We start from the raw sequence: 7901 nt of genomic DNA on the forward strand, positions 1-7901 counted from the left end.
TTGTGCGAGTTCATTGTTTGGTAACTCCCAAGGGTCCGCCCGAAGGGTCCGGGCACATGAAACTTTTTGTATGCGTACCATCCGCAGGAACATCCACGGCGGCTTTGGCCGGTGATGCCGATGCACATGATTTAACGCGAGTTTTTGCGTATCTATACACGCAAGAATTTACGAAGTTAGTTCAAGAATATGTGGAGGTCAACACTTCCATAACTTTTTCTTCTTTTTTTGCTCATTGACTTGTTTCGAAAAAACGTGCTATTCGCACAACCGTCCTCATCTTCCAGCCCGGCCGAATCCATGAATGCGCAAAATCTCACGAATCAGCCAGCTTCGAATTCTTTTGCAGATCGCATCAAGTTGTTGATCCAGCGGGTTGGGAGTGCCACGGAAATCGCGCGGATGTGCGGTTTTTCCGAAGGCGTGGTGCGCAGCTGGCGCGATGGCAATACCGATCCCTCACGTGCGCGATGCGTGACGCTGGCGCGCACGCTGGGCATTTCGCTGGTCTGGCTGGTGGCCGGCGAGGGTTCGTTGCAGATGGACCCGACCGTGCCCAACCTGGACGACCAGCACAGCTCGGAAAAAGTCGCATCGCACCGCTCGCACGGCCGCCAGCACGCGCATGGCCCGGCCGCCCAGGCCACAGTCGACACGCAACGGTTGAATACCGCCGTACGCATGCTGCAATCGGAACTTAGTCTGGCTGACAGCCAGCTCTCCCTGTCCGAAAACGCCGACCTGCTGAGCCAGCTCTATGAGATCCTCGGTCCCGGCGGCTCGCACGTGGATCCGATCGCCATGGTGACGTTCAACCACCAGCTCGCCGAGCGGATCCGCAAGGAACGCAACAGGGCCTGATTCGTTCTTCCCGCGCACGACGACGCGGCCGCCTCGAGGGCAGTCGCGTTGTTTCCTGTGTGGGTACTCAGAGCTTGTGAAGAAAACCACTTCCTGTGGCTTTCTTCTGTCGCGAGTCCGGCACATATATGCATGCCATCCTGGCATGCACCCTGCGGGCCAGCCTGCGGCTGTTCAAATCCGCTCCAAGCGGATTTGTCCGGACTCGCTCACGCGAATCGGGCACTGGCGTGCCCGATCCGCGTCCGGCCATCGGGTAACCGCTCCTGCGTTGCCTCAACTCGGGCATCCATGCCCTCGCGTTGCCGTCGCCATGGCCGGGCTTCGAGGTTGAATAGTCACAACCTCTCAGAGCAGGGCGATGTCGGCGACGGCGCCGAAGCGGGCCTTCAGCTGACCGAGCAGGGCCAGCCGGTTCATGCGCACGGCCGGATCGTCGGCGTTGACCAGCACGCTGTCGAAAAACGCGTCCACCGGCGCCTGCAGCTGCGACAGGCGGCCGAGCACCGCGGTGTAATCACCGACTGCCAGCGCCGCCGCGGTCTCGCGCCGGGCCGCGGCCAGCGCGTCGGCCAGGTCGCGCTCCGCCTCGGCCTCGAACAGCGCCGGATCGACAGCTCCGCCGATCCGCCGGGCACCCGGTTCCGCGGCCTGCTTGCGCAGGATGTTGGCGACCCGCTTGTTGGCGGCCGCCAGGCTGGCGGCCTCCGGGCGGCGACCGAACTCGACCACCGCGCGCAGGCGCCGGTCGAAATCGGCCAGACTGGCCGGCTGCACCGCCAATACCGCCTCGAACTGCGCGTTGTCGAAACCCTGTTCGGCGTAGTATCCGCGCAGACGGTCGAACACGAAGTCGTACAGTTCGTCGAGCAGGATGGCGCGGCGCTTGCCCGCATCCAGCACCGGGGGCTTGCCATCCTTGCCCGGCTTCAGGCCGGCAGCCAGCGCACTGTCCGGCAGCAATTCCAGCGCCTCGATCAGGCTGCCGCGCAGATCCAGTTCCAGATCGCCCTCGATCAGGGTGCGCGCCAGCCCCAGCGCAGCGCGGCGCAACGCGAACGGATCCTTGTTGCCGCTCGGCTTCATGCCGATGGCAAAGATGCCGGCCAGTGTGTCGAGCCGTTCGGCCACCGCCAGCACCTGGCCCAGCTTGTCGGCGGCGATCGCATCGCCGCCGAAACGCGGCTGGTAGTAACTGTCCAGCGCCGCGGCCACCGCCGCCGGCTCGCCGTCATGACTGGCGTAATAGCGCCCCATCACGCCTTGCAGCTCGGGGAATTCGCCGACCATGCGGGTCAGCAGGTCGCACTTGCTCAGGGCGGCGGCACGGGTAGCCGCACCGCCGTCGACGCCGACCCGGCCGGCGGTGATCCGCGCCAGTTCGGCCACACGCACGCTCTTGTCCCACAGGCTGCCCAACGCCTGCTGGTAGGTGACGTTCCGGAGCTGCTCCTGATAGCTGGCCAGCGGTGTCTTCAGATCCTCGTCCCAGAAGAACTTGGCGTCGGCGAAGCGAGGGCGGATCACCCGTTCATAGCCCTTGCGGATCTCGGCCGGCTTCTTGCTCTCGATATTCGCGATGCCGAGGAAGTGCTCGGTCAGCTTGCCGTCGGCGTCGAACACCGGCACGAATTTCTGGTTGGCCACCATGGTGGCGACCAGCGCTTCCGGCGGCACGGCGAGGAATTCACGCTCGAATGTGCAGGCGATCGCGACTGGCCATTCGGTGAGATTCGCCAATTCGTCCAGCAGCGCATCATCCAGCCGCGGCACGCCCCCGGTGGTCGCCGCGAGCGCGGCCACCTGGTCACGGATGCGCTGGCGCCGTTCGTGGGGATCGGCCAGCACGTTGCAAACACGCATCGCATCCAACCAACCGTCGGCATCGGCCACGTGCACCGGCTGCGGGTGCATGAAACGATGGCCGCGCGACTTGCGCCCGCTGGCCAGACCCAGCACGGTGCCGTCGACGATGCCGGCGCCATGCAGCATCACCAGCCAGTGCACCGGGCGCACGAAGCTGTAGTCGTGGTCGGCCCAGCGCATCGGTCGCGGAATCGGCAGGCCCTTCAGCGCCTCGTCGACGATCTCCGGCAACAGCGCCGACACCGGCTGGCCCGGCTTGACCGTGCGCCAGACGTACCAGCTGCCCTTGTCGGTCTCCAGCTTCTGCAGTTGCTCGACGCCGACACCGCAGGATTGCGCGAAACCAAGCAGTGCCTTCGAGGGTCGGCCCTCGGCGTCGACAGCGGCGTTCAGTGCCGGACCCCGGCGCTCGATCGCCTGCTCGGGCTGGGCCATGGCCACGGCGGGCACGAGTACGGCCAGGCGACGCGGCGAGGCGTAGGCCTGAGCCAGGTCGAGCCCGGCGTCGATGCCGCGCTTGGCCAGACCATCGCAGATACCGCGCAAAAAGGCGGCGGACAGTTCGTCCAGCGCCTTCGGCGGCAGCTCCTCGGTACCCAGTTCGATCAACAGCGACTTGGCGGCGCTCATGCGGCCTGCTCCCGGGAAACGTTGTTCAGGCCCGGAAAGCCGAGCCTCTCGCGCTGCGCGACGTAGGTCTCGGCCACGCCGCGCGACAGCGTGCGCACGCGCAGAATGTAACGCTGGCGCTCGGTGACACTGATCGCGCGACGCGCATCGAGCAGGTTGAAGGTATGGCTGGCCTTCATCACCTGTTCGTAGGCCGGCAGCGGCAGGTTGGCCGCGATCAGCTGGTTGGCGGTGGCCTCGCACACGTCGAACCAGCGCAGCAGTTCGGGCACGTTCGCGTGCTCGAAGTTGTAGGTGCTCTGCTCGACTTCGTTCTGGTGGAACACGTCGCCGTAGGTCACGATTCCGCGCGGGCCGTCCGTCCAGACCAGATCAAAAACGTTGTCCACATTTTGCAGGTACATCGCCAGCCGCTCCAGGCCGTAGGTGATCTCGCCGGTCACCGGGCGGCACTCCAGGCCGCCGGCCTGCTGGAAGTAGGTGAACTGAGTCACCTCCATGCCGTTCAGCCATACCTCCCAGCCAAGGCCCCAGGCGCCCAGCGTGGGCGATTCCCAGTTGTCCTCGACGAAGCGCAGGTCGTGCACCAGCGGATCGAGGCCCAGCTCCTTCAGCGAACCGATGTAGAGATCGAGGATGTTCTCGGGATTCGGCTTCATCACCACCTGGTACTGGTAGTAATGCTGCAGGCGGTTCGGGTTGTTGCCGTAGCGACCGTCGGTGGGCCGCCGCGAGGGCTGCACGTAGGCGGCGGCCCAGGGCTCGGGACCGAGCGCGCGCAGGAAGGTGGCGGGATGGAAGGTGCCGGCGCCGACCTCGGTATCGAGCGGCTGCAGCAGCACACAACCCTGTGCCGCCCAGTAGCGGTTGAGGGTCTGGATCACATCCTGGAAGGTGCGTGCGGACATGGCTTTCCGTGACCTGGAGTAAAGCGCGTTAGTATAGCCGCAGCACGCTTTGCCACCGGGCCGTGCCCGCTGGACGCCACGCAGGAAACACACCCGGATGGCCGCTTCACCGCACATCGCATCCCTGCTCGGCCGACGCGGCCGGTTGGAACTGGAGGAGCTGCTGGCGACGCTGGTGGTCGACGGTTACCTGCTGGCCGAGGACGCCAGGCAGGTGCGAATGGGCGCCCGCGCCGGCCGCAGCACCGTGGAGCTGCATCCGCTGGTGGTCATCGCCAACGCCAGGCTGACGAATCAGCGCGATCCGGGGCGGCCGCTGGGTCTGGAGAACCTGGCCGAATGGCTGGCCGGTCGTGCCGGGATGCCGTACCTGAAGATCGACCCGATGAAGATCAATGTCGCGGCGGCGACCCAGGTGGTGAGCCATGCCTACGCCAAGCGACACCGGATCCTGCCGATCGCGGTCGCGCCGGGCGAGGTGACCTTCGCCACGTGTGAGCCGTTCGACGCCGGCTGGGCCTCCGACCTGGGGCAGATGCTGCGACGGGACGTCAAGCGCGTAGTGGCGAGCCCAATCGACATCAACCGCTACCTGCAGGAGTTCTACGGCGTCCAGCGTTCGATCCAGCTGGCGCAGGACGCCAAGAGCGGCAGCGACGGTTCCTCGGCCATCCTCAACTTCGAGCAACTGGTCGAGCTGGGCAAGAGCGGCGAGGTCGGCGCCGACGACCGCCACGTGGTGCACATCGTCGACTGGCTGCTGCAGTACGCCTTCGAACAGCGTGCTTCGGACATCCACCTGGAGCCACGCCGCGACACCGGGCACATGCGCTTCCGCATCGACGGCATCATGCAGAAGGTATTCGAGTTGCCTTCCCCGGTGATGACCGCCGTCACCGCACGCATCAAGATCCTGGCGCGGATGGACGTGGCCGAGAAGCGCCGCCCCCAGGACGGCCGCATCAAGACGCGCTCGTCCTCCGGCCGCGAGGTGGAACTGCGCATCTCGAACATGCCGACCGCGTTCGGCGAGAAGGTGGTGATGCGCATCTTCGACCCGGACCTGGTGGTGAAGGACTTCGCCCAGCTCGGCTTCTCCGCCGACGAGGGCGCCCACTGGCGCAGCATGGTCGAACGCCCGCACGGCATCGTGCTGGTCACCGGCCCCACCGGTTCGGGCAAGACCACCACGCTGTATTCCACGCTGAAGCACCTGGCCACGCCGGAGCTCAATGTGTGCACAGTGGAAGACCCGATCGAGATGGTCTCGACGGAATTCAACCAGATGCAGGTGCACGCAGCGATCGAGCTGGACTTCGCCGCCGGCGTCCGCACGCTGTTGCGGCAGGATCCCGACATCATCATGATCGGCGAGATCCGCGACCTGGAGACCGCGCAGATGGCGGTGCAGGCGTCGCTCACCGGACACCTGGTGCTGTCCACCCTGCACACCAACGACGCGCCCAGCGCGGTCACCCGCCTGCTCGACCTCGGCGTGCCTCACTACCTGATCCAGTCCACCCTCACCGGCGTGGTGGCGCAGCGGCTGGTGCGCACGTTGTGCCCGCACTGCAAGCAGGCGACCACGCAGGACCCGCAGGCCTGGAACGTGCTGACCCACGGCTGGGAGCTGCCGCTGCCGGCGCAGGTATACCAGCCGGTCGGCTGCCTGGAATGCCGCAATACCGGCTTCCTTGGGCGCACCGGCATCTACGAGATGCTGAAGATGTCGCCGCGGCTGCGCGGCATGATCTCGGCCCAGCTCGACCTCGGCCGGTTCGGCCATGCCGCGCTGTCCGAAGGCATGCGGCCGCTTCGGATCTCGGCGGCCGACCAGGTGGCCGCCGGGCTGACCACGGTGCAGGAGGTTCTCACCGTGTTGCCGCCCATCGACGGATTCGACGATACTCAGCCGTAAAGACGTCCAAATGTTGCCATCGACCTTTCGCATGAAACCCGTCCTGATCATCCGCACCGGGCGCGCGCCGGATACCATCCGCGCCCGGCATGGCGACTTCCCGCACTGGTTCCGCCTGGGCGCCGGCCTCCACCCGCGGCAGCTGCGGATCGTCGACGTCGCGATCGGCGAGGCGTTGCCGCCGCCGCGCGAAGTGGCCGGCGCCATGATCACCGGGTCGGCCGCCATGGTCACCGCGCGCGAGCCGTGGAGTGAACGTACTGCCGCCTGGATCCGTGACGCGATGGACGTGGAGCTGCCGCTGTTCGGCGTCTGCTATGGCCATCAGCTGATGGCGCATGCGCTGGGCGGGCGCGTCGACTACCTTCCGGGCGGGCGCGAGATCGGCACCCAGGCGATCGAACTTTCCGCCGGTGCGTTCCACGACCCGCTGACCGCCTCGTTGCCTGCCAGCTTTCGCGCCCATACCACGCACGAACAGAGCGTGCTCGAACCACCGGCCGGCGCGGCCGTGCTGGCTCGTTCGGCAAGGGATCCCCACCAACTGCTGCGTTATGGCCCCCGTGCGTTCAGCACCCAGTTCCACCCCGAATTCAACGCCGACGTAATGCGTGCGTACATCGCGCGCAAACACGTCGACATGCGTCGCGAAGGCTCGGACCCCCGGCAGGTCTACAGCGCCGTGGCCGCCACGCCGGATGCGCGTCGTTTGCTGCGTCAGTTCTCGCGGCGTCACGACTGGGACAAGGTCGCCAGTTGAACTTCAATTGCGCAGGCGGCGGGCAATCGCGTCACGCGAGAACAGGGCAAACACCACGCCGAACAGGAATCCGCCGATGTGCGCCCACCACACGTAGGCGCCATAGCTCGGTCCCGCATAGCTGAACAGCAGTTGCAGCAGCACCCAGATGCCGATCAGCAGGAACGCCGGCACCCGCACGAATTCCAGGTACAACCCCAGCGGCAGAACCAGACCAAGGCGCGCACGGGGGAACAGCGCCACGTACGCTCCCACCACCGCCGATACCGCACCGCTGCAGCCGATGATGGGCAGGCGTACTCCCGCAAGTGATAACGCGCCAATCAGGTTCGCCACGATCCCGCCCACCGTGAACAGCAGCAGGAAGCGCAGCGAGCCCAGCGCACGTTCGCCCGGCAAGCCGAAGATGGCCAGGAACAACAGGTTGCTGAGCAGATGCAGCCAGGTAACGTGAATGAACAATGCGGTGAACAGTCGCAGCAGGGCCGGATCGGTCAATTGGGGCAGCAAGGCTTCGTGCGGGTCGAAAATATTCGCCGGCACCGTGCCCCACTCCAGGAGCAGCGAAATCCGCTGCGGCGCAGGCATCAACGCCAAGCCCACGAAGCACAGCACGCAGAGCATCACGATCAGCAAGGTGGCCCAGTGCCAGCGAGGACGACGATGCGTTTCGACATGGACAAACAAGAGCCATTCCCCTGGACACCGGCCGATCGTGGCGCCCTTCCATCATAGGCGAAGGAGGGCTGTTGCAACGTTGAAGCATTCGGCGCTTCGATGAGCACAGACGGGCGCTGCAGTCATCTGAGCAGGGGCGAAGCAGCAAGAACCGTCTCTGATGGCCAGGCAGGAGGCCGCAGCCGCGGCGGCTGGGCGGATCAAACGCCAAAAAAGACGAAGGCCTCCCCGGGAGGGGAGGCCTTCTAGGATAAAGCCTCTGGCGGTGACCTGTTGCGGG

Annotated in this window: 7 protein-coding genes; 4 read left to right on the forward strand and 3 right to left on the reverse strand. The window is 65.9% G+C overall.

Annotated features, from left to right (window positions below; genetic code table 11):
- Positions 1 to 56: 56 nt before the first annotated feature.
- Both DEO45_RS16510 and DEO45_RS13015 read left to right on the forward strand, forming a co-directional pair.
- Entirely contained in the window at positions 57 to 239 is a 183-nt protein-coding gene (locus tag DEO45_RS16510; RefSeq protein WP_147269697.1) for a hypothetical protein, read from the forward strand.
- A 61-nt stretch (positions 240 to 300) separates the two neighbouring features.
- The gene (locus DEO45_RS13015; protein ID WP_114344372.1) at positions 301 to 861 is read left to right on the forward strand and encodes a helix-turn-helix domain-containing protein; all 561 of its coding nucleotides are present in this window, start codon (positions 301 to 303) and stop codon (positions 859 to 861) included.
- A 348-nt stretch (positions 862 to 1209) separates the two neighbouring features.
- Here DEO45_RS13015 and glyS read toward each other — a convergent pair whose 3' ends face one another.
- The gene (glyS, locus tag DEO45_RS13020) at positions 1210 to 3357 is read right to left on the reverse strand and encodes a glycine--tRNA ligase subunit beta (protein ID WP_114344374.1); all 2148 of its coding nucleotides are present in this window, start codon (positions 3355 to 3357) and stop codon (positions 1210 to 1212) included.
- Positions 3354 to 4265 (reverse strand): glycine--tRNA ligase subunit alpha, encoded by a 912-nt coding sequence (gene glyQ, locus DEO45_RS13025; protein WP_114344377.1) that lies wholly within the window; start codon positions 4263 to 4265, stop codon positions 3354 to 3356. Before glyQ ends, glyS begins: the two co-directional genes overlap by 4 nt.
- A 97-nt stretch (positions 4266 to 4362) precedes the next feature.
- Here glyQ and DEO45_RS13030 point away from each other — a divergent pair, with 97 nt between their 5' ends.
- Together DEO45_RS13030 and DEO45_RS13035 are read left to right on the forward strand one after the other, a co-directional pair.
- Complete coding sequence (locus DEO45_RS13030) at positions 4363 to 6183, forward strand: GspE/PulE family protein (protein ID WP_114344380.1); 1821 nt, start codon at positions 4363 to 4365, stop codon at positions 6181 to 6183.
- 31 nt (positions 6184 to 6214) lie between these two features.
- Entirely contained in the window at positions 6215 to 6943 is a 729-nt protein-coding gene (locus DEO45_RS13035; protein WP_114344382.1) for a glutamine amidotransferase, read from the forward strand.
- 3 nt (positions 6944 to 6946) lie between these two features.
- Here DEO45_RS13035 and DEO45_RS13040 read toward each other — a convergent pair whose 3' ends face one another.
- On the reverse strand, positions 6947 to 7630 hold the full coding sequence (locus DEO45_RS13040) for a rhomboid family intramembrane serine protease (RefSeq protein WP_114344384.1): 684 nt from the start codon (positions 7628 to 7630) through the stop codon (positions 6947 to 6949).
- Between the last annotated feature and the right edge of the window lie 271 nt (positions 7631 to 7901).

Source organism: Rhodanobacter denitrificans, assembly GCF_003335105.1.
GTDB classification, from domain to species: Bacteria; Pseudomonadota; Gammaproteobacteria; order Xanthomonadales; family Rhodanobacteraceae; genus Rhodanobacter; species Rhodanobacter denitrificans_A.

Excerpts from the sequence above, each read along its gene's own strand:
- glyS (WP_114344374.1), bottom strand. The coding sequence starts at position 3,357 with ATGAGCGCCGCCAAGTCGCTGTTGATCGAACTGGGTACCGAGGAGCTG.
- DEO45_RS13030 (WP_114344380.1), top strand. The coding sequence starts at position 4,363 with ATGGCCGCTTCACCGCACATCGCATCCCTGCTCGGCCGACGCGGCCGG.
- DEO45_RS13015 (WP_114344372.1), top strand. The coding sequence starts at position 301 with ATGAATGCGCAAAATCTCACGAATCAGCCAGCTTCGAATTCTTTTGCA.
- DEO45_RS13035 (WP_114344382.1), top strand. The coding sequence starts at position 6,215 with ATGAAACCCGTCCTGATCATCCGCACCGGGCGCGCGCCGGATACCATC.
- glyQ (WP_114344377.1), bottom strand. The coding sequence starts at position 4,265 with ATGTCCGCACGCACCTTCCAGGATGTGATCCAGACCCTCAACCGCTAC.
- DEO45_RS16510 (WP_147269697.1), top strand. The coding sequence starts at position 57 with ATGAAACTTTTTGTATGCGTACCATCCGCAGGAACATCCACGGCGGCT.